Below are 19,002 nucleotides of genomic sequence, written 5' to 3' on the forward strand. Positions count from 1 at the left end.
TTTCAAGAATAAAGTTACTGCGATCATTAGCTCGGGATCACCGCAGCTTACCGCAGCGAGGTGACACGCTTATGTGTGCGGCGAGCCGGGGGCGAGCAACGGCCTGTAGACGCGGTGCATCTCCAGTTCGACGTCTTCGGGGCTGCCGATGGGAATCAGGGTGTCGGGCAGCGGGTAGCGCTCACGAAGCGCCACTTTGGCCCAACGGTAGCCACCTGCTTCGACTACATAAAGGAACGCGCGTTCAATTGCGTGCGCCAGGGTGCCGTCGATCTGACCGGCCTCGTCGTCGAAATCCTTGAACTGAAGATCCAGATCAAGGAGCTTGGTCAGGGCGTCTGTACGGCACCAGAACATCGAACCCGAGGGGCATTCCAGCATGACGTTTTCGTCAATGGCGATGTTCATTCGCGCTAGCAGCGCCCTGCAGGTGGCAAAGTTCGCGCCCCAGCCCAGGATGTTCCGCAGGAAGAAGAAGTGCTGGGGGAACACCATGCCAACACGATCACGCGCGAGCAGATCGAAAATCGACGCCACGATTTCCGGCGACCCAAGCAGATGTTCGTACAGATACTCACGCCAGTTTTCGAGTGCCGCCCCGGCGTGGGGGGATTTCTTAGTGTGCAGGCTCAGGGCGATGTCGTAGCGAGCATAGACATCTCGAAAGCCCACCAGCTTGGGGGCGATATCGCGGCCGCGATTTTCGAAGACCCGAACCTCGATGCTGCCTTTCGCGTAGCCGCTGAAGACCTTGAGGATTTCATCGCGCTTTTCTTCGCTTGTCGTGGAGATGTACACGTCCAGCTGGCCGGGCACATTTTCCAGGTAGCGGCGCACGTCCGGGCAAAGTTCAGGGTAGAACGCATGAACGATGGCGCAGGCACGCCGCCCGTCGCGCGGCGAGGTGTGGGCGAAGGGCAGCTCGAACGCGAAATCGTCTTCGTCGGCCGGTCTGTTCCAGGCATGGCCAGCCAGGGGCGCCGCAACGGGCTGCACCGGGCTGGAAAGACGCTTTCGGATGCCTGGCCAACCTTCATTGCACAGGATACGCGTCGCACTGCCGATGGCGGTCAGCAAACCGCCTTGCTGTTCCACCAGCGCTTTTGCACGTCCGGTGGCACGAAGAATTTTCTTCATGTCAGATTTCCCCGCAACCTTCTTGCGACAGGATCCAACGCCAGGTGCGATGGATTCCGGCCTCGAATCCGACCTTGGGCGACCATCCGAGTTCCTCGTGAGCCAGTCGCGTATCGAGGATGCTCTTCGGAATGTCAACGCTGCGGCTAGGAGATACGTGCACGGTGAGCGCCTTGCCCGATTCCACTTCGATGGCGCGAATGATCTGCAACAGGCTGCGACCTTCGCCGCTGCCGATGTTGAAGATCCGGGAGGGGCCCTGATGCGTTGAAGCCATGCACAATGCGTCCACCACGTCGTCCACATAAATGTAGTCGCGCACGCTGGTGCCATCGCCCCATAGCTGGATGGGGTGATCGGCGACGCTCTGCCTCATGAAGGCTGCCACCACGCCCTGGTTCTTGAGCGCCAACTGGTAAGGGCCAAAGGGATTGGCGACACGCAGCGCCCGGTATTCCAGGCCGTGGAGATATTCGAACAACCCCAGGTATTTTTCGATTGAAAGCTTGGAGATGCCGTAGGCAGTGATAGGGGAGGTGGGGGCCGTTTCCGGCGTGGGCACCTCTTGCGGAACACCGTAGATGGTGCCTCCGGAGGACACGAAGATGACCCGTTTGACCCCCTCTTCGCGGCACGCTTCAAGCATGCGCAGCGTACTGGCCACATTGGCCTGGAGGTCCGCGAGCTTGTCGATATTCGCGCTTGCCGGTGTGGTGGCGTTAACCAGATGAAAAACCGTATCGCATCCGGAAATCGCAGCCGCGATGCTGGTGGGATCGGCGAAATCTCCGGGCATCCATTCAATGCCGCGCAGCGCTTCTGGAAACGATTGCCGGCGCCCGAATGCACGCAACGACGCCACCTCTGACACCAAGCGTCGGCACAGGTTGGTGCCGAGAAACCCTCCGGCGCCTAAAACGACGCAGCGCATGTTTTGCATGTTGCTCATATTGTTCCAGACACGTCGGAGGCTGCGGCGCTTGGGGCGCGGGCGGTGGGATCGAGCGAGCGCAAGGCTGCGCCGAGGCGGCGTCCCTCGACTTCCCAGTCCGTTCCGTGTGCCGTCTTCAAGCCGGCCTGACGCAGTTTCTCCGCGTCTTCAGGGTTGGAGAGCAAATGGCAGATGGCGTCGGCCAAGGCGGGCAGGGTGGGCGGCTCGAGCCTCGAATTCTCGTCTGTCAGCAGCCATTCCGTATAGGGCGCCCGGTTGCTTACTACCGGAACGCCGCATGCCATGAGTTCCAGCGGAAGCAAGGAAAGATTCGAAAAAGACAGGACCAGCGCAACATCGCATTGGCTGTAGAGTTCGGGCAACTCGTGCAGATCCATGATGCCATGGTCTGTGTGTTCGAACGGAATTTCAAATCCGGACAGGTCCGCGCCGGCAAAGGCGATGGTGGTGCCAGGAAGGCGTCGCGCGACTTCGTCCAGCACCAGCATTCCCAATTCAAAGGAGCGGCGCGGGGTGTTGGGCCTCGCGTAGAAGAACACGCGGCGTTTTTCGGGATCTTTGCGCGCCAGGGGGCGGTAGAGCTCACGATCATAGGAGAAGCTCAGCGCATGTGTCGTCATCCCATACTGAGCCGCCAGCATTTCCGCCAGCCATGTGCCGGCCGTTATGCCGACGAAGCCGAAACGGTAGGTTTCTTCCGCAAAGCTGCTGGCGGAGCCGCTGGCGTAGAACCAGGGTTCAAAGTCCTGCACGAAATAGCACTTGTGCACCGTGGACTGGAAATTACGCACGTCATAAGCGGTTTGCCAGGCGGTGGCGATCGTGATGTGGGCAGGCGGGGCGTTTTTACTGCCCACGTAGGCCCGTGCCTTGAGCGGAAAGAACCAGGACCGGATTTCGCTTTCCACCGTCTCGCCGGTGAGGCCAGGGAAGTCTCCGGAAACCACGATGCGGCAGTCGAATCCCTGTTGTTCGAGGAAACGCACGAATCGGAAAATATTCAGGTGGCCGCCGGAGCCGCGGCCCACTGGCGGGATGAACCAGTTGATGGTCTGGGGTGCAACACCCTGCGCGTCGATCGGCTGGCCGATCCGCTGCTCACGGATGAAGCCATAACCGTTGACGATGTCCGACTTGGCGAATATCGCCTGTTTCCTGAGCATCTGCCTGATCAGCTGCAGCAGGGCGATCGGGCCGTGCTCTCGGCCATACCGTATGGCGGTACGGGCGCGGCGCGCAAAGGTATGAATATTCATTGTTCTAGTTTCTTCTTGGAGGTGGGCAGACCTCGCAGCATGCGGCGGTCTCGAGACAACCAATGGCGCAAACGCAGCGGTAAACGCTCCGCGCGCGAGCCCAGGTAATGTCCCATTGATCGCATCAGATTATGCACGGGGGTATTCAGCGTCAGGCCGAAGTGCGACCGCCACATACCGCTTTCGCGTGCGTAACGCCAATCATTGCGTGTCTGTGCCAGCCACGACAGAATCATGTGCTTGAAGTTTGGCGTCAGCACATATCCGAATAGTCTGTACAACGCATAGGACTCGTCGAAGCTGCGTTGCAGCTTCTCGATATTCTCGAAGTCGTGCGAGTGATACACAACCCCGTCATGGGCGTATGCCTTCTTCCAGCCCGCCTTCAGGGCTTCTTCCGCCCAGATTTGATCTTCAGCGAAATCCACATCCGGATAAGGCAGCTTCTCCCAGACGCTGCGGCGGATCAACGCGTTGTTGTCTGAGAAGAAATGCAAGCGTTGCCGCAGGCCGGGATCGTTGTCGTATTGCGCGCGATCCTGAATCCAAACCACAGGCTCGACGGTGAAATTGATGAAATGCCGTTCCAGGTCGCGCTTGGTGTAGGGACTGGCATCGGGATAAGCCAGATGGCGGCCGAACACGCCCGCAATCTGAGAATCGGCCTCGGCCGCCTCAACCATTGATTTCAGCCAGTTTTCATCGGCCGGCAGGGCGTCGTGCGTAATCAGGACGGCATATTCGCCCCGGGTGAGCGATACGCCCAGGTTGCGGGTTTTGCCGTGGCCGAATTCTGTCGGTGCGATTTCATGGAGGCGGACGCGGGGGTCCGCGAAGGATCGGACGAATTCGACGGTCCCATCCTTCGATCCCGAGTCGACAACCAGCACGTCAAATGGAAAATCCGTCTTCTGCGCACACACCATCGGCAGGACGCGGCGGAAAATCTGGCCCGGGTTCTTGGTCGGGATAACTACCGAAGCCTTTACGGCATTTGTCGAATTCAAGGAGTCCATTCGGCCTCTGTCAAGGGTAGACGCTCGATTCCGCCAACGACTTGCCCTGGGCGTCTTTGGCTGACAATTTGGGATCGACCTCCAGTTGCCAGTCGATCGCTAGCGCGGGGTCATTCCAGATAATGCAGCGCTCATGTTCGGGAGCGTAATAGTCGGTGGTCTTGTACAGAAATTCCGCGGTGTCGCTGAGCACCACGAAGCCGTGTCCGAATCCTGGGGGCACCCACAGTTGATGCTTGTTCTCGGCGCTGAGCTCAGCCCCTACCCATTTGCCGAAGGTAGGAGAGGATTTCCGCAGATCCACCGCAACGTCGAACACCTTGCCCTGGGTGACGCGGACCAACTTGCCCTGAGCCTGTTGGATCTGGTAATGGATGCCGCGCAGCACGCCGCGCACGGATTTGGAGTGGTTGTCCTGGACGAACTCAACTTCGCGCCCGATCGCTTGGGTGAATACCCGATGATTGAAGCTCTCGAAGAAGAAACCCCGATCGTCGCCGAAAACTTTGGGTTCGAAAAGAACTACGTCGGGAATGGCTAACGGAGTGGCCTTCATCAATACACCTTCTCGGTCAGCAGGCGTTGCAGATATTTGCCGTAGTTGTTCTTGGACAGCGGTGCGGCAAGCGCCTGGAGTTGATCGCCGGAAATCCACTGCTGGCGATAGGCGATTTCTTCGGGGCAGGCGACCTTCAGGCCCTGGCGGTTTTCCAGCGTGGAGATGAACTGGCTGGCTTCAAGCAGGGACTCATGCGTGCCGGTATCCAGCCACGCGTAGCCGCGGCCCATGATCTCGACAGAGAGGCTGCCTTGTTCGAGGTAAGCCCGATTCACGTCGGTTATCTCGAGCTCTCCGCGCGGCGACGGCTTGATTTGCTTGGCGATATCGACGACCTGTTGGTCATAGAAGTACAAACCGGTCACAGCGTAATTCGATTTGGGCGCCTTCGGCTTTTCTTCCAGCGACAGCACTTTACCGTCGGCGTCGAATTCCGCCACCCCATAACGTTCCGGATCGTGCACGTGATACGCAAAAACGCTGGCGCCCGCGGTGCGTTTGTTGGCGTTGCCCAGCAGGCTGGCGAAGTCGTGGCCGTAATAGATGTTGTCGCCCAGCACCAGCGCCGACGGCGAGTTGCCCAGGAACGACTCTCCGATAATGAAAGCTTGCGCCAAGCCATCCGGGGACGGCTGAACAGCATATTGCAGGTTAAGTCCCCACTGTTCGCCAGTGCCCAGCAATTGTTGAAATCGCGGGGTGTCCTGCGGCGTCGAAATAATCAGGATGTCCTGAATGCCAGCCAGCATCAGGGTGCTGAGCGGGTAGTAGATCATCGGCTTGTCGTAGACCGGCAGCAGTTGCTTGCTGATCGCCAACGTTGCCGGATGCAGCCGGGTGCCGGAGCCTCCGGCGAGAATAATGCCTTTGCGTTTCATGCGGAATGCTCCAGTGTGGTCAGTTGGTCCACGGTGCGGTTCACGTGGACAGTCCAATCGGGAAACTGCAGCTGCAGCGCGGTGCTGAGCGAGGAAGTGTCCAGGCGCGAATTCTTGGGACGGGGCGCGGGCAGGGGATACGCGTCCGTGGGTATCGGCTGGATACGCTCCACGGCCGCTTTGAGCGCCACGCCGTTCGCGCTGGCGCGGTTCACGATGTGACAGGCGAGGCCATGCCAGGTGGTGTGGCCTGCGGCAGTCAGGTGATAGATGCCGCTCTTGCACAGACCCTGGCGATGGCCGGCAATGGCCAGCGCCGTCACGTCGGCGATCAGTTCTGCCGACGTGGGGGCGCCATGCTGGTCGGCGACAATATTCAGCGTCTCGCGTTCCTTGGCCAGGCGCAGGATGGTCTTGACGAAATTGCCGCCGTGCGCGGAGAACACCCAGCTCGTGCGGAAGATCAGGAAGCGGCAACCGCTGGCCACGATGGCCTCTTCGCCCTGGCGCTTCGAAGAGCCGTAAACGCTCAGGGGATTGGTTGCGTCGGCGGGTTCGTAAGGCGAGGTCTTGGAGCCGTCGAAAACGTAGTCGGTCGAGTAATGCACCAGCAGCGCATCCCGCGCCTTGGCATATTCGGCGATTACTGCAACCGCGTCCGCGTTGACGGCCTGCGCCGCCTCCCGATTGGTTTCCGCTTTGTCGACCGCCGTGTAGGCGGCGGCGTTCACGATAATGTCGGGCGAATATGATTTCAATACGGCGGACAAGGTCTCGGGCTTTTCGAGGTCGGCCGTGGCGCGATCCAGCGCCACCAGATCGCCTAGCGGCAGCAAGGTGCGCTGCAATTCGTTGCCGACCTGGCCGTTCTTGCCCAAAAGAAGGATTTTCATAAAGGCCTTTATATTCGATTGAATATCGCTGCGACCAACAAGCCGAGATTGCCCAATCGAGTCTGTCGATAAATTCCGGAACGCCAGATTCCGAGGACGCGAGGAATCAAACTACGCTGTCGAGCTGCCGTGAAGCGATTGAAAATGGACAGACTTTCTGCAGACAAGCTGGAAAGCACCGGTTGCATCGCGACAATGTGCTGATCCGTCCATAACTTCAGGTGACCTTGGAACAGCTTGTTGATCCGATGCAGGCGTGCGCGCATGCCCGCATTGGCTCCGATCAGGTTTTCAGAGTGTTGCCGATAGAGCAGGGACGGCGCCGGGTCGTAAAACACTTTGCCGCCGCAGGCGCTGACCACGATATAGACCCACCAGTCGTGCGCGACTACCTTCACGTTGGCGCCCGCGGTTCTCAATAAGTCGCGCGCGGCATTGTTGAAAACCATGGTATTGCCTCCTGCGACGTTTTGCACCAAGGCGTTGCCGAACGATGGGGGGCGCGTGAACAGCGGCGAGTAACCCAGTCCATTGCCGCTTTCGTCGACCAGTTCCGTACGTGTGCAATATAGCGCTGGAACGTCCTGGGGCACCGTCTTCAACCATCGCACGGCGCGCTCCAGCTTGTCCGCATGCCAGATATCATCCTGGTCGGACATCGCGTAGTAATCCGCCGCGACTTCGTCGCAGCAGATAAGCGACATGAAATTGGCGGCAAAGCCCTTGCGCGGCCCGGCCCGCACAAACAAGCGATCTGGACCCCAATTCTGTCGATAGGATCTCAGGATCTCATGCGTGGCGTCTTTGGAACCGTCGTCCGAAACGCAGACGCTCCATGCCGCATGGGTTTGCGCTGCGAAGGAATCAAGCTGTTCCGGAAGATACTGGGCGCCTTGATAGGTGCAGAGAAGGATGGCAACGTTGTGCCTCATCGTGCCGTCCGCGAAAAAGCTCGGTTGCAGAAAAAAGCGGTTGCTCGATGCTCTGCTAGTGGGCACCGCTGATGCATTGGAGAAGCAATCATGATCGCGGAAGGCAGCGCTCCGGCTGGAGCGCATGCCTTTCGGCCGTTCAGGCGTCGTACTGGGTGTTGACCCAGTCGCGATAAGCGCCGCTGGTGATATTGGCTACCCAGGCCTGATTGGCCAGGTACCATTGCACGGTTTTTCGGATACCCGATTCGAAGGTCTCGGCGGGCTTCCAGCCCAACTCGCGCTCCAGGCGCGAGGCGTCGATGGCGTAGCGCTGGTCGTGACCGGGCCGGTCTTTGACGAAAGTTATTTGATTCTTGTAGGGCTGGCCATCTGCCCTAGGGCTTAGTTCGTCCAGCAGCGTGCACAGGGTATGGACGACGTCGAGGTTGGCTTTTTCGTTCCAGCCTCCCACGTTGTAGGTCTCTCCCAGTTTGCCGTCGGCCAGCACGCGGCGGATCGCCGCGCAGTGGTCCTTCACGTACAGCCAATCGCGGATCTGCTGGCCATCGCCGTAGATCGGCAACGGTTTGCCGGCCAACGCATTGTGGATAACCAGGGGGATCAGTTTTTCCGGGAAATGGTAAGGACCGTAATTGTTCGAACAATTGGTCGTCAGTACGGGCAGGCCGTAAGTATGGTGATACGCGCGAACCAGGTGGTCGCTGGCCGCCTTGCTGGCGGAATACGGGCTGTTGGGCTCGTAGCGGTTGGTCTCGCTGAACGCGGGATCATCCTTTTTCAGCGATCCGTAGACTTCGTCGGTCGAAACATGCAGGAAGCGGAAGGCGGCGCGTTCGTCGTCGGGCAGGCCATTCCAGTACGCCCGCACAGCTTCCAGAAGGTGGAAGGTGCCGACGATGTTGGTCTGGATGAATTCACCGGGACCGTGAATCGAGCGGTCTACGTGCGATTCAGCCGCAAAGTTCAGCACGGCGCGCGGCTTGTGCTTGGCCAGCAGTTCGGCCACCAGTTTGGTGTCGCCGATGTCGCCTTGCACGAGTTGATGGTGGGGATTGCCCGCCAGGGACGCCAGGTTCTCGGGATTGCCAGCGTAGGTGAGCTTGTCAAGCGTGATGACCGGTTCGTCGCTTGTGCCGAACCAATCGAGTACGAAATTCGAGCCAATGAACCCGGCGCCGCCGGTGACAATAATACTCATTCTTTATTGGATCCTTGAGCTGTGAGCAGGGTGCGCAAACCCGCTTGATAACCCGCAATTATGCCGCAACTGCGCTCAGGCGACCTAATAAATGAAACAGAGTGTGGGTCTTGATATTGGGTATGCCAATCTTGGAGGCCGGACAGAACTTGCAATTCCTCTCACGGGTTACGTGGCCTTACGGGCATTCGGACTGCTCCAGAATATGTCCCCGACGCCCAAGGCCTTATTCAGATAACGCGCCAGCACAAACATCAGATCCGACAGCCGGTTCAAATACTGCCGGACGGGCGCATTGACGTTGTCCACCCCCGCCAACGCCACCACTGCCCGCTCCGCACGCCGGCACACTGTGCGCGCCATGTGCGCCACGGCCGCCGCCCGCGAGCCGCCGGGCAGGATGAACTCCCGCAGGGGCGGCAGCGCCGCGTTGTAGTGGGCCAGGCGAGCGTCCAGCTGGGCGACCTGCTCTTCCTTGACCGCGACATGTCCCGGGATGCAGAGTTCGGCGCCCATGTCGAACAGGTCGTGCTGGATGGCGAGCAGATCAGCCGCGACATCTTCGGGCAGAGGCTCGGTCAGCAGCAGGCCGATGACGCTGTTCAATTCGTCCACGTCGCCCAGGGCGGCGACCCGGGGCGCATCCTTGGGCAGGCGCGATCCGTCCCCAAGACCTGTGGTGCCATCGTCTCCCGTGCGGGTGGCAATAACGGATAAGCGGTTGGCCATGGAAGTCCTGGTTCGGTGAGCAGAGGTAAGGGGGATGCGTCCGGCGGTAAGCGTGGGGACGGCTGGGGCGGCATTCGCAATCAACGGTCAGAATTGTTGCGTACTGCGGCCGGAACTGTTGCATTCGCGCAGTATCCTAGCACTGTAGGATGCGGACTGGGCTCAGGCTCGGGTCCGGCTTCCGCTGGATATGGAGGTTACGCAATGGCTTTTTCCCGCAAGTACGCTGTACCCATGGCCGTCGCCACCGCGATGGCTGTCGTGTCGCTCGCCACGCCGCTGGCTTTTGCCCAGCAAGCCGATGCCACCGGAGAAGTGCGCCGCGTGGATCCCGCCGCAGGCAAGGTCACGATCAAGCATGACGCGATCAAGGCGCTGGACCTGCCTGCGATGTCGTTGGTGTACCAGGCGGATCCCGCGCTTCTGGCCAATATCAAGGCGGGGGACAAGGTGCGTTTTACCGCCTCCCGTCAGGACGGCAAGTACGTGGTGACCGCGATCACGAAGTAACTGCGGGACTCAGAGGGAGAGTCCACTGCGCGCGTGGGCTGGCCGGCCGGCGGGTCCATTTCGGCTCTTGAAAGGATAAAAAATCCCCGCCGCAATCACTTGCGGCGGGGATTTTTGCTTTGGTCCCGGGGCGACGACTTAAAGCACGTAGCGCGCCAGGTCCTGGCTGCTGGCGGCTTCCGCCAATTGGGAGTTGACGTAGGCGGCGTCGATCTTGACGTGCTTGTCCTGGCTGGACGTGGCGTCGAATGACAGTTCGTCCAGCAGCTTCTCCATGACCGTGTACAGGCGGCGGGCGCCGATGTTCTCGGTGGTTTCGTTGACGTCGAAGGCCAGTTCGGCCAGGCGGCGCACGCCTTCTTCGGTGAATTCCAGTTCGACGTCCTCGGTGGCCATCAGGGCCGTGTATTGCTTGGTCAGCGAGGCATCCGTGTCGGACAGGATGCGCACGAAGTCCTCGGCGGTGAGGGATTCGAGTTCGACGCGGATCGGGAAGCGGCCCTGCAGCTCGGGAATCAGGTCCGACGGGCGCGACAGGTGGAAGGCGCCGGACGCGATGAACAGGATGTGGTCGGTGCGGACCATGCCGTAGCGGGTGTTGACGGTGGTGCCCTCGACCAGCGGCAGCAGGTCGCGCTGCACGCCCTGGCGCGAGACGTCCGCGCCGCCGGATTCCTGGCGGGCGGCGATCTTGTCGATTTCGTCCAGGAAGACGATGCCGTTCTGTTCGACGTTGTTGATGGCCACGGTGCGCAGGTCTTCTTCGTTGACGCGCTTGGCGGCTTCTTCGTCGACGATGAGCTTGAAGGCTTCGCGCACCTTCATCTTCTTGGGCTTTTTCTTGTCGCGGGCCATGCCGGCGAACATGCCGCGCAGCTGTTCGGCCATTTCTTCCATGCCCGGGGGCGTCATGACGTCCATCTGCGGGGCGGCCTGGGCGACTTCGATCTCGATTTCGAGGTCGTCGATCTTGCCTTCGCGCAGGCGCTTTCTGAAGGTCTGGCGGGCGCTGTTGTCTTCACCGCGGTCCGGTTCGCCGGAGGCGTTGCGGGCGGGCGGCACCAGGGCGTCCAGGATGCGGTCTTCGGCGGCGTCTTCGGCCTGGGTGCGCACGCGGCGCATTTCCAGTTCGCGGGTCTGCTTGATGGAGTATTCCGTCAGGTCGCGGATGATGGTGTCCACGTCGCGGCCCACATAGCCCACTTCGGTGAACTTGGTGGCTTCGATCTTGATGAACGGCGCGTTGGCCAGCTTGGCCAGGCGGCGCGCGATTTCGGTCTTGCCGACGCCGGTCGGGCCGATCATCAGGATGTTCTTGGGGTGGATTTCGTGGCGCAGCGGTTCCGCGACCTGCTGGCGGCGCCAGCGGTTGCGCAACGCTACCGCGACCGCGCGCTTGGCGCGGTTCTGGCCGACGATGTATTTGTCGAGTTCGGAGACGATTTCTCCGGGCGTCATGTTGGATGCGGACATGAGGGCGGATCCTTGAAGCTAGGGCGGGCTGGGAGGGCGCCGCGGCGCAGGCTGCGCCGCGCGGCAGGCGTCAGTCGCCCAGCGTTTCGATGACGTGATTCTGGTTGGTGTAGATGCACAGGTCGCCGGCGATTTCCAGCGACTGCTTGACGATGGTTTCGGGCGGCAGTTCGGTGTTGCGCAGCAGGGCCAGGGCGGCGGACTGGGCGTAAGCGCCGCCCGAGCCGATGGCCGCCAGGCCGTGTTCGGGTTCGAGCACATCGCCGTTGCCGGTGAGCACCAGGGTGTGTTCGGCGTCGGCCACGATCAGCATGGCTTCCAGGCGGCGCAGGACGCGGTCGGTGCGCCAGTCGCGCGTCAGTTCGACGGCCGCGCGCATCAGGTTGCCCTGGTGCTTTTCGAGCTTGGCTTCGAAGCGTTCCTGCAGCGTGAATGCGTCGGCGGTGGCGCCGGCGAAACCGGCCAGGATCTTGTCGTGGTACAGCCGGCGGATCTTGCGGGCCGTGCCCTTGATGACGATGTTGCCCAGGGTGACCTGGCCATCGCCGCCGAGTGCGACGCGGTTGCCGCGGCGCACACACACGATGGTGGTGGCGTGAAATTGTTCCATGCGTTCCTTCCTTTGAAAGGATTAGCTGGGGGCGGTTGCGCTGAAATCAAGGTCGGCGTTTCTAGGCGCCTGCACCCGGGGCGGCCTACGCGGCGGGTTTACGCCTTGTGGACGATAAAAAAGGCCATGCCGGGGAGCGGCATGGCCTTTCAGGGATGGCGGTAAAGCGGGACGGATCAGTCGCCGTAGAGCTTCTGGCGCATTTCGCGGCGTTCCTGGGCTTCGAGCGACAGGGTGGCCGTGGGACGGGCCAGCAGGCGCGGGATGCCGATGGGCTCGCCGGTTTCTTCACACCAGCCGTATTCGCCGCTGTCGATGCGGGCGATGGACTGCTGCACCTTCTTGAGCAGCTTGCGCTCGCGGTCGCGGGTGCGCAGTTCCAGGGCGTGCTCTTCCTCGATGGTGGCGCGGTCGGCGGGATCGGGCACGAATTGCGTCTCGCGCAGGTGCTCGGTGGTTTCGCCGGCGTTGGCCAGGATGTCCTGTTCGAGTTGTTTGAGCCGTTCCTTGAAGAACGCCAGTTGGCGTTCGTTCATGTAGTCGGACTCGGGCATGGCCAGCAATTCCTTTTCGCTGGGCAGATCAATCGCCGTATCGCTCGTCGACTTGCTTGATTTTTTGGTTGCTGCCTTGGTAGCCATGTAAACACTCCACTATGAATCGATCCTGGCGCGGGCGTCCATTCCCGGTCCGTGTTACTTGTTGCCTACGCTATCCGTACCTCACAGTACTGCCTTCGTCGCATCGCGTCACGCAGGAATGGGGATTACCCCGCCAGGCACTGCTCCAAGCCCCGGGTGAAAATCTCCTGGGGCAGCTTACGTCCGATGAACACCATCTTGGTGGACGGTTTTTCGGCCGCGGTCCACGGCTTGCCGGGTTCGGCGCCCATCATCATGTGGACACCCTGGAACAACATGCGGCGGTTGATGCCCTTCATGTACAGGATGCCCTTGTAGCGCATCAGGTCGGGGCCATAGACCTGAACCACGCCGCCCAGGAATTCCTCAAGGCGCGCGGGATCGAACGGCTTGTTGGAACGGAACACGAACGCGCCGATTTCGTCGTCGTGCTTGGGGTGGTGGTGATGGGCATGATTGCAGTGCGCGCCGCACTCGCCGTCGTGATCATGGTCATGATCGTGGTCATGATCGTGGTCATGGCCATGGTGATCATGGCCGTGATCGTGCCCGTGGGCATGGCTGTGGGCGGCATCCGGATGTTCATCGGCCAGGAATTCCGGGTCGATGTCCAGGATGGAATTCAGGTTGAAGCCGCTGATGTCGATGATGGACTTGAGGTCGACGTCGCCGAAGTTGACGGCGGTGATCGGCGCGCGCGGGTTCATGTGAACCAGGCGGTGGCGCAGCGCTTCGTAGTCGACTTCGTTGACCAGGTCTTTCTTCGAGATCAGGATGCGGTCGGCGAAACCGACCTGCTTCTGGGCTTCGGGTTGTTCGTCGAGCGTGGACATGCCGTGCTTGGCATCGACCACCGTGACCACCGCGTCCAGGCGGTAGTACTCGGCGATGTCGTCGTCCATGAAGAACGTCTGGCAGACGGGGCCGGGGTTGGCCATGCCGGTCGTTTCGAGGATGACGCGTTCGAAATTCAGTTGGCCGGCCTCGCGCTTGACGCGCAGGTCGGACAGCGTGCGCATCAGGTCGCCGCGCACCGTGCAGCAGACGCAGCCGTTGGACAGTTCGATGATTTCTTCATCGCTGTCCTGCACCAGCAGGTCGTTGTCGATGCTTTCCGGTCCGAATTCGTTTTCGATGACCGCGACGCGGCGGCCGTGGAATTCGGTCAGGATGCGTTTGAGCAGGGTGGTCTTGCCCGCACCGAGAAAGCCGGTGAGGATGGTGACGGGAACCATTTTGTCCAAACTGCGCGGGGTATTCATGGCGAAGCTGCTAGCGTGAGGTCAGGGCGTGAAACACGGGGCCTGACAGGGTTTCAAGCCGGGTATTCAACCACCCGGCAGATGATGACAGACACAGGCTGCGAAGGCCGCCGATAGCGGCCGGACGCAGGATTACAGCACAGTCGGGGGCAGGGGGCAAACCCCGGGCCAACCCGGGGTGCAGGGCCGCCAGATCGCGGCTGTACGGCGTCAAGTATCAGGCGATACCACTATTTTGGGGCGGTTTGCCCGATTTCAAGGGCGGGGGCGCGCGCAGGCGGATGTCATCCCGTTGCCGCCCGGTCCGCAAGGGCGCCTGAAAAAGATGAGATCCGCCGGGCGGGAATGGATTAATGATGGTGGTGGTGATGGCCTGCGTCGGCAGGCTGCTTCTGCTGGCACTGCGGGCACAGCGCCCGGATTTCGGTCTCGTGCGTGGCCAGCGCAAAGCCGGTCTGCGCGACGCGCTCGGCCAGTTGGCGGCTCATGGCCGGGTCGGACACTTCCGCCACGGCGCCGCAGCCGGTACAGACCACCAGCAGATCGTGGGGCGCGCCGCCGGCGTCGTGGCAGGCGCTCCAGGCGTTGACGGCGTCCAGGCGGTGAATCAGGCCTTCGTCCATCAGGAAATCCAGGGCGCGGTACACCGTGGGAGGCGCGGCGCCGGGGTGGACGGCGCGCATGGCGTCCAGCAGTTCATAAGCCTTCAGGCTGCGGCCGTGGCGCAGCAGCAGTTCCAGGACTTTGCGGCGGATCGGGGTCAGGCGGCGTCCGCGCTGCGCGCAAAGCGTCTCGGCGACGCTGAGCTGAGCGCCTACGGTATCGCTGCGGGAAGGACGGGACGGAGCGGACATGGCGGGCTTTATCTGAATGGGAAACGCGCGCGACGCGCGCGCGAGATGCCTGGAAGGTAGCAGAAAACCCCTGCGCGCGGGAACTGGCGCTGACGCCAGCATGGTTTAGTTATGATATAACATAATAAATTATTGTTGCCGCGCTCTGTTTTCTGCTTGCCATGTCTCATTTCACGCTGCTGCCCCGGCGGCCCGGCGCCGCGTCCGGCCGGCGCGCGCCGCCCCGTTCCACGTTCCTCGTTTCCGCCTGGCGCCGCATGGTGTTCGCGCTGGCCGCTGCAGTCGCGCTGTGGGCGCTGACCGGCTGGGCGATGGGCTGGTGGCCGCGATGAGCGCCGCGCCTATTTCCGTCGAGCTGACCGACGCGTCTTTTGGCTGGCGCGGGCGGACCGCGCTCAGGTCGGTGTCGGGAACCTTCGCCGCTGGCGGCATGACGGCCGTGGTCGGTCCCAATGGCGCCGGCAAGTCGACCCTGATCAAAGGCATCATGGGCGTGCTGCGCCCCATGACCGGCAAGGTGCGCATCGGCGGCGCCGGCAGGTCGGCGCTGGCGTGGCTGCCCCAGGCCGCCGAGCTGGACAAGTCGTTTCCCACGACGGTGCTGGATCTGGTGGCCATGGGGGCATGGCGCCGCGTGGGCGGCTGGCGCGGATACGGCGGCGATGAACTGGACCGCTGCATGCACGCCCTGGAAACCGTGGGCCTGGCGGATGCCGCCGGCCGCGGCGTGGATGCGCTGTCGGGCGGGCAGATGCAGCGCGTGTTGTTCGCACGCATGCTGGTGCAGGACGCGCCGGTGCTGCTGCTGGACGAACCGTTCGCCGCCGTGGACAGCCACACGGCCGATGAGCTGATGGCCTTGCTGTGCGGACTGCACGGGCAGGGCCGCACGGTCATTGCGGTGCTGCACGACCTGGATCTGGTGCGCGATCACTTTCCCGAATGCCTGCTCCTGTCCGGCGCGGTCGTGGCCTGGGGCGACACCGCCTCGACTTTGAGCGACACGCACTTGAAGGCGGCGCGGCAATGGCACGCGAGGTCCTGGGAATGACGTTGGCGCAATGGGTGGTCTCGCCTTTCCTGGACTACGGATTCATGCGGCGTGCGTTGGCCGGCGCCTGCGCCTTGTCGCTGGGCGCGTCGCCGCTGGGCGTGTTCCTGGTGTTGCGGCGCATGAGCCTGATGGGCGACGCCATGTCGCACGCGATCCTGCCCGGCGTGGCAGCCGGTTTTCTGCTGTCGGGCCTGTCATTGAGCGCGATGATGCTGGGCGGCATCGCCACCGGCCTGGCCGTGGCCTTGCTGGCCGGGCTGGTCGCTCGCCTGACGCCGCTGCGCGAGGACGCCAGCTTTGCGTCTTTCTACCTGATATCGCTGGGGCTGGGCGTGCTGCTGGTGTCGCTGCGCGGCTCGAACATGGACCTGCTGCATGTGCTGTTCGGCACGGTGCTGGGGCTGGACGACGCGTCGCTGCTGCTCGTGACGGCCACGGCCAGCGCCACGCTGTTGGCGTTGGCCGCCATCTATCGCCTGTTGGTGGCGGAATGCCTGGACCCCGGTTTCCTGCGCGCCAGCGGCGGACGGGGCGCGGCGGTGCATATGGGCTTTCTGGTGCTGGTGGTGGTGAACCTGGTGGCGGGGTTCCAGGTGCTGGGCACGCTGATGGTGGTGGGCATCATGATGTTGCCCGCCGCCGCGGCCCGCTTCTGGGTGCGTAGCGCGGCCCGCCAGATACCGCTTGCCGCGGCGCTCGGCGTGGCGTCGTCCGTGGCTGGGCTGCTCGTCTCGTATCACTTCGATGTGCCCGCGTCGCCGGCGATCATCCTCGCGGCCGGCGCCTGCTATCTGTTTTCCATCATGGGCGGCCCGCAAGGCGGGCTGCTGCGGGCGCCGCGGCGCGCTCGCATTGCGCCCGAATATTCATAAGGAGATCTGCTATGCATTCGATTCTTCCGGCCCGCCGCCGCGCGCTGCTGGCCATGGCCGGCCTGTGCCTGTCTGCGGTTTTCGGGACTGCGCACGCCGCCGAGCCGCTGAAGGCGGTAGCCAGCTTTTCCATCCTGGGCGACATCGTGCGCGAAGTCGGCGGCGCCGACGTCAGCCTGACCACGCTGGTCGGACCGGATGGCGATGCGCACGGATACGAGCCGACGCCCGGCGACGCGAAGAAGCTGGCCGATGCGCGCGTGCTGTTTGTGAACGGGCTGGAGTTCGAAACGTGGCTGCCCAAGCTGGCGAAGGCTTCGGGGTTCTCCGGCCAGACCGTCACGGTCTCGCAGGGCGTCAAGGCGCGAAAGTTTGCCGGTCACGGCGGCGAGGATGATCACGACCACGACCACGACCACGACCACGACCACGATCACGATCATGGGCATGGCCACGAGGGCGGCCATCACCATCACGGGGATGCCGATCCGCATGCCTGGCAAAACCTGGCCAATGGCGTGATCTACGCGCGCAACGTGGCCGAGGGGCTGGCTGCCGCCGATCCGGCGCGTGCGCAGGCCTACCGGACGCGCGCCAACGCCTATATCGCGCGGCTGCAGGCGCTGGACGCCAGCGTGCGCAAGACCTTCGACGCCATTCCGGCCGAACGCCGCAAGGTCGTCACCTCGCATGACGCCTTTGGCTATTTCGGCGACGCTTATGGCGTGACGTTCATTTCTGCGATGGGGGTGTCGACCGACGCCGAACCTTCGGCGCGTGAGGTCGCGGGCATCATCGAGCAGGTCAAGCGCGAGCGGGTGCCCGCCGTGTTCGTGGAGAACATCAGCAGCCCCAGGCTGGTGGAGCAGATCGCGCGCGAGACCGGCGCAAAGGTGGGTGGTACGCTCTATTCCGATGCGCTGTCCAAGCCCGGACAGCCCGGCGCCACCTATCTGGAAATGTTTGAATGGAACGCACGTCAGCTTGCCGCGGCCTTGCAACCCTGACCGCCGCGACGGCGCTGCTGGCGGCGGGCGCCGCCAGCGCGCATCCGCACATGTGGATCGACGCCCGCGCGCAGATCGACATCGACGCGCAGCAGCGCATTACCGCCGTGCGGCAGGTGTGGCTGTTCGACGAAATGTTCGGCGCCTACGCCACGCAGGGCCTGAAGAAGGGCAAGGATGGATCCCTGCCCGCCGATACGCTGCACGGCATGGCGCAGGACTGGATGAAGGCGCTGGGCGAGCCCATTTCGCATTACTTCACGCGGGTCACCGTGGGCGGCAAGACGGCGGCGTTCGCCGCGCCGCGCGATGCCCGCGTCGACTGGAATCCCAAGACCACCCGGCTTACGCTTTCCTTCACCCTGCCGCTGGCCGAACCGGCCGCGCCGGGCGCGGAAGGCGCCCAGGTGGATATCTACGACCCCACCTATTTCGTGGCCTACGCCTTTGACGAGAAGGGCGCGGTGTCGCTGGGCGGTCCGCAGGGCGCGCCCTGCACGTCCGCCTATCGCAAGCCCAAGGAACTGGATTGGAAAACCATGCAGCAACTGGCCGCGATTCCGGCCGACCCGGATGCGTTGCCGGACGAGCTATTCGCGATCACCAAGGGACTCACGCACCGCATCGAGGTGCGATGCCCGCCGCCGGGCGCGCAGGCGGGCTGATCGCCTTTTTCATCATGCTGGCCGGCATGGCCTGGATGCCGGCGGCTGCCGCGCAAGGGGCGCATCCCTTCGGCGTGCCGGAGAGCGGCGCCGGAATGGGCGGTCCGGGCTGGCTGTCCAGCTTCTTCGGCAGCGTCTCGGTCTGGCAGTCGCATTTCTATCGGCAGCTGACGGGCGCGGTGCGCGCGTGGCAGGCGGACGGCGGGGCGGCATGGGCGCTGATCGGGCTGTCCTTCGCCTATGGCGTTTTCCACGCGCTGGGTCCCGGTCACGGCAAGGCGGTGATTTCCTCGTATGTGCTGGCCAATCGCCAGACCGCGCGCAACGGCGCGTTGCTGGCGCTGGCGTCCGCGCTGGTCCAGGCGGTGGTGGCGATTGTGATGGTGGGGATCCTGGCTGTCGTGTTCAACGCCACCGCGGCCACGATGAATCAGGCCACGCGCTGGCTGGAACTGGCCTCGTACGGCCTGGTGACGCTGTTGGGCGCGTGGCTGGTGTGGA

General features: G+C 62.7%; 22 protein-coding genes. 7 read left to right on the forward strand and 15 right to left on the reverse strand.

Annotation, left to right across the window (positions count from 1 at the left end; genetic code table 11):
- Positions 1-69 precede the first annotated feature (69 nt).
- The 10 genes from KYC_RS08045 to KYC_RS08090 form a co-directional block, all read right to left on the reverse strand.
- Entirely contained in the window at positions 70-1,137 is a 1,068-nt protein-coding gene (locus tag KYC_RS08045; protein ID WP_008160787.1) for a rhamnan synthesis F family protein, read from the reverse strand.
- 1 nt (position 1,138) lies between these two features.
- Positions 1,139-2,086: an NAD-dependent epimerase/dehydratase family protein gene (locus KYC_RS08050; protein WP_008160788.1), complete on the reverse strand. Its 948-nt coding sequence runs from the start codon at positions 2,084-2,086 to the stop codon at positions 1,139-1,141.
- The gene (locus tag KYC_RS08055; protein WP_008160789.1) at positions 2,083-3,345 is read right to left on the reverse strand and encodes a glycosyltransferase family 4 protein; all 1,263 of its coding nucleotides are present in this window, start codon (positions 3,343-3,345) and stop codon (positions 2,083-2,085) included. Before KYC_RS08055 ends, KYC_RS08050 begins: the two co-directional genes overlap by 4 nt.
- The gene (locus KYC_RS08060; protein WP_008160790.1) at positions 3,342-4,361 is read right to left on the reverse strand and encodes a glycosyltransferase family 2 protein; all 1,020 of its coding nucleotides are present in this window, start codon (positions 4,359-4,361) and stop codon (positions 3,342-3,344) included. The genes KYC_RS08055 and KYC_RS08060 overlap by 4 nt, the downstream gene beginning before the upstream one ends.
- Before the next feature lie 10 nt (positions 4,362-4,371).
- Positions 4,372-4,917: a dTDP-4-dehydrorhamnose 3,5-epimerase gene (gene rfbC, locus KYC_RS08065; RefSeq protein WP_008160791.1), complete on the reverse strand. Its 546-nt coding sequence runs from the start codon at positions 4,915-4,917 to the stop codon at positions 4,372-4,374.
- Entirely contained in the window at positions 4,917-5,798 is an 882-nt protein-coding gene (gene rfbA / locus KYC_RS08070) for a glucose-1-phosphate thymidylyltransferase RfbA (RefSeq protein ID WP_008160793.1), read from the reverse strand. The genes rfbC and rfbA overlap by 1 nt, the downstream gene beginning before the upstream one ends.
- Complete coding sequence (rfbD, locus tag KYC_RS08075) at positions 5,795-6,691, reverse strand: dTDP-4-dehydrorhamnose reductase (protein ID WP_043517880.1); 897 nt, start codon at positions 6,689-6,691, stop codon at positions 5,795-5,797. The genes rfbA and rfbD overlap by 4 nt, the downstream gene beginning before the upstream one ends.
- Before the next feature lie 8 nt (positions 6,692-6,699).
- A complete protein-coding gene (locus KYC_RS08080; RefSeq protein ID WP_238531900.1) occupies positions 6,700-7,749 on the reverse strand; it encodes a glycosyltransferase family 2 protein in 1,050 nt (349 codons plus the stop codon).
- A 13-nt stretch (positions 7,750-7,762) separates the two neighbouring features.
- Complete coding sequence (gene rfbB / locus KYC_RS08085) at positions 7,763-8,824, reverse strand: dTDP-glucose 4,6-dehydratase (RefSeq protein WP_008160800.1); 1,062 nt, start codon at positions 8,822-8,824, stop codon at positions 7,763-7,765.
- 168 nt (positions 8,825-8,992) lie between these two features.
- Positions 8,993-9,553 (reverse strand): cob(I)yrinic acid a,c-diamide adenosyltransferase, encoded by a 561-nt coding sequence (locus tag KYC_RS08090; protein WP_008160802.1) that lies wholly within the window; start codon positions 9,551-9,553, stop codon positions 8,993-8,995.
- 204 nt (positions 9,554-9,757) lie between these two features.
- Between KYC_RS08090 and KYC_RS08095 the strand changes: the two genes are divergently transcribed.
- A complete protein-coding gene (locus KYC_RS08095; RefSeq protein WP_008160804.1) occupies positions 9,758-10,063 on the forward strand; it encodes a copper-binding protein in 306 nt (101 codons plus the stop codon).
- 138 nt (positions 10,064-10,201) lie between these two features.
- Here the strand turns inward: KYC_RS08095 and hslU are convergent, their stop codons facing one another.
- The 5 genes from hslU to KYC_RS08120 all read right to left on the reverse strand — a co-directional run bounded on the left by hslU (position 10,202) and on the right by KYC_RS08120 (position 14,903).
- A complete protein-coding gene (hslU, locus tag KYC_RS08100; protein ID WP_043517883.1) occupies positions 10,202-11,536 on the reverse strand; it encodes an ATP-dependent protease ATPase subunit HslU in 1,335 nt (444 codons plus the stop codon).
- Positions 11,537-11,606: 70 nt separating this feature from the next.
- The gene (hslV, locus tag KYC_RS08105) at positions 11,607-12,146 is read right to left on the reverse strand and encodes an ATP-dependent protease subunit HslV (protein ID WP_008160807.1); all 540 of its coding nucleotides are present in this window, start codon (positions 12,144-12,146) and stop codon (positions 11,607-11,609) included.
- 176 nt (positions 12,147-12,322) lie between these two features.
- Positions 12,323-12,787, reverse strand: a complete 465-nt coding sequence (gene dksA, locus KYC_RS08110; RefSeq protein WP_006389752.1) for an RNA polymerase-binding protein DksA — start codon at positions 12,785-12,787, stop codon at positions 12,323-12,325.
- Positions 12,788-12,912: 125 nt separating this feature from the next.
- Positions 12,913-14,049: a CobW family GTP-binding protein gene (locus tag KYC_RS08115; RefSeq protein WP_008160813.1), complete on the reverse strand. Its 1,137-nt coding sequence runs from the start codon at positions 14,047-14,049 to the stop codon at positions 12,913-12,915.
- Positions 14,050-14,399: 350 nt separating this feature from the next.
- On the reverse strand, positions 14,400-14,903 hold the full coding sequence (locus tag KYC_RS08120) for a Fur family transcriptional regulator (protein WP_008160815.1): 504 nt from the start codon (positions 14,901-14,903) through the stop codon (positions 14,400-14,402).
- Positions 14,904-15,064: 161 nt separating this feature from the next.
- Here KYC_RS08120 and KYC_RS29610 point away from each other — a divergent pair, with 161 nt between their 5' ends.
- From KYC_RS29610 to KYC_RS08145, 6 genes are all read left to right on the forward strand, one after another.
- Positions 15,065-15,235 carry a hypothetical protein gene (locus KYC_RS29610; protein ID WP_008160817.1) on the forward strand — a complete coding sequence of 57 codons (171 nt, stop codon included), beginning with the start codon at positions 15,065-15,067 and terminating at the stop codon, positions 15,233-15,235.
- A complete protein-coding gene (locus tag KYC_RS08125) occupies positions 15,232-15,954 on the forward strand; it encodes a metal ABC transporter ATP-binding protein (RefSeq protein WP_008160820.1) in 723 nt (240 codons plus the stop codon). The genes KYC_RS29610 and KYC_RS08125 overlap by 4 nt, the downstream gene beginning before the upstream one ends.
- Positions 15,951-16,829, forward strand: coding sequence for a metal ABC transporter permease (locus tag KYC_RS08130; RefSeq protein ID WP_008160823.1), 879 nt, complete (start codon positions 15,951-15,953; stop codon positions 16,827-16,829). The genes KYC_RS08125 and KYC_RS08130 overlap by 4 nt, the downstream gene beginning before the upstream one ends.
- A gap of 11 nt (positions 16,830-16,840) precedes the next feature.
- On the forward strand, positions 16,841-17,836 hold the full coding sequence (locus tag KYC_RS08135; protein ID WP_008160825.1) for a metal ABC transporter substrate-binding protein: 996 nt from the start codon (positions 16,841-16,843) through the stop codon (positions 17,834-17,836).
- A complete protein-coding gene (locus KYC_RS08140) occupies positions 17,797-18,501 on the forward strand; it encodes a DUF1007 family protein (RefSeq protein ID WP_008160828.1) in 705 nt (234 codons plus the stop codon). The genes KYC_RS08135 and KYC_RS08140 overlap by 40 nt, the downstream gene beginning before the upstream one ends.
- Before the next feature lie 14 nt (positions 18,502-18,515).
- A partial coding sequence (locus tag KYC_RS08145) for a nickel/cobalt transporter (protein ID WP_420796108.1) occupies positions 18,516-19,002 on the forward strand: 487 nt, incomplete at its 3' end.

Source organism: Achromobacter arsenitoxydans SY8, assembly GCF_000236785.1.
In the GTDB taxonomy this organism is placed as follows: domain Bacteria; phylum Pseudomonadota; class Gammaproteobacteria; order Burkholderiales; family Burkholderiaceae_B; genus Achromobacter; species Achromobacter arsenitoxydans.

Bases quoted from the DNA above. Each gene is read 5' to 3' on its own strand.
- KYC_RS08130 (WP_008160823.1), top strand. From the start codon at position 15,951: ATGACGTTGGCGCAATGGGTGGTCTCGCCTTTCCTGGACTACGGATTC.
- KYC_RS08120 (WP_008160815.1), bottom strand. From the start codon at position 14,903: ATGTCCGCTCCGTCCCGTCCTTCCCGCAGCGATACCGTAGGCGCTCAG.
- hslU (WP_043517883.1), bottom strand. From the start codon at position 11,536: ATGTCCGCATCCAACATGACGCCCGGAGAAATCGTCTCCGAACTCGAC.
- hslV (WP_008160807.1), bottom strand. From the start codon at position 12,146: ATGGAACAATTTCACGCCACCACCATCGTGTGTGTGCGCCGCGGCAAC.
- KYC_RS08135 (WP_008160825.1), top strand. From the start codon at position 16,841: ATGCATTCGATTCTTCCGGCCCGCCGCCGCGCGCTGCTGGCCATGGCC.
- KYC_RS08060 (WP_008160790.1), bottom strand. From the start codon at position 4,361: ATGGACTCCTTGAATTCGACAAATGCCGTAAAGGCTTCGGTAGTTATC.
- rfbA (WP_008160793.1), bottom strand. From the start codon at position 5,798: ATGAAACGCAAAGGCATTATTCTCGCCGGAGGCTCCGGCACCCGGCTG.
- KYC_RS08095 (WP_008160804.1), top strand. From the start codon at position 9,758: ATGGCTTTTTCCCGCAAGTACGCTGTACCCATGGCCGTCGCCACCGCG.
- rfbB (WP_008160800.1), bottom strand. From the start codon at position 8,824: ATGAGTATTATTGTCACCGGCGGCGCCGGGTTCATTGGCTCGAATTTC.
- KYC_RS29610 (WP_008160817.1), top strand. From the start codon at position 15,065: ATGTCTCATTTCACGCTGCTGCCCCGGCGGCCCGGCGCCGCGTCCGGC.
- KYC_RS08045 (WP_008160787.1), bottom strand. From the start codon at position 1,137: ATGAAGAAAATTCTTCGTGCCACCGGACGTGCAAAAGCGCTGGTGGAA.
- KYC_RS08125 (WP_008160820.1), top strand. From the start codon at position 15,232: ATGAGCGCCGCGCCTATTTCCGTCGAGCTGACCGACGCGTCTTTTGGC.
- KYC_RS08055 (WP_008160789.1), bottom strand. From the start codon at position 3,345: ATGAATATTCATACCTTTGCGCGCCGCGCCCGTACCGCCATACGGTAT.
- KYC_RS08050 (WP_008160788.1), bottom strand. From the start codon at position 2,086: ATGAGCAACATGCAAAACATGCGCTGCGTCGTTTTAGGCGCCGGAGGG.
- KYC_RS08080 (WP_238531900.1), bottom strand. From the start codon at position 7,749: ATGCGCTCCAGCCGGAGCGCTGCCTTCCGCGATCATGATTGCTTCTCC.
- rfbD (WP_043517880.1), bottom strand. From the start codon at position 6,691: ATGAAAATCCTTCTTTTGGGCAAGAACGGCCAGGTCGGCAACGAATTG.
- KYC_RS08090 (WP_008160802.1), bottom strand. From the start codon at position 9,553: ATGGCCAACCGCTTATCCGTTATTGCCACCCGCACGGGAGACGATGGC.
- KYC_RS08115 (WP_008160813.1), bottom strand. From the start codon at position 14,049: ATGAATACCCCGCGCAGTTTGGACAAAATGGTTCCCGTCACCATCCTC.
- dksA (WP_006389752.1), bottom strand. From the start codon at position 12,787: ATGGCTACCAAGGCAGCAACCAAAAAATCAAGCAAGTCGACGAGCGAT.
- rfbC (WP_008160791.1), bottom strand. From the start codon at position 4,917: ATGAAGGCCACTCCGTTAGCCATTCCCGACGTAGTTCTTTTCGAACCC.
- KYC_RS08140 (WP_008160828.1), top strand. From the start codon at position 17,797: ATGGAACGCACGTCAGCTTGCCGCGGCCTTGCAACCCTGACCGCCGCG.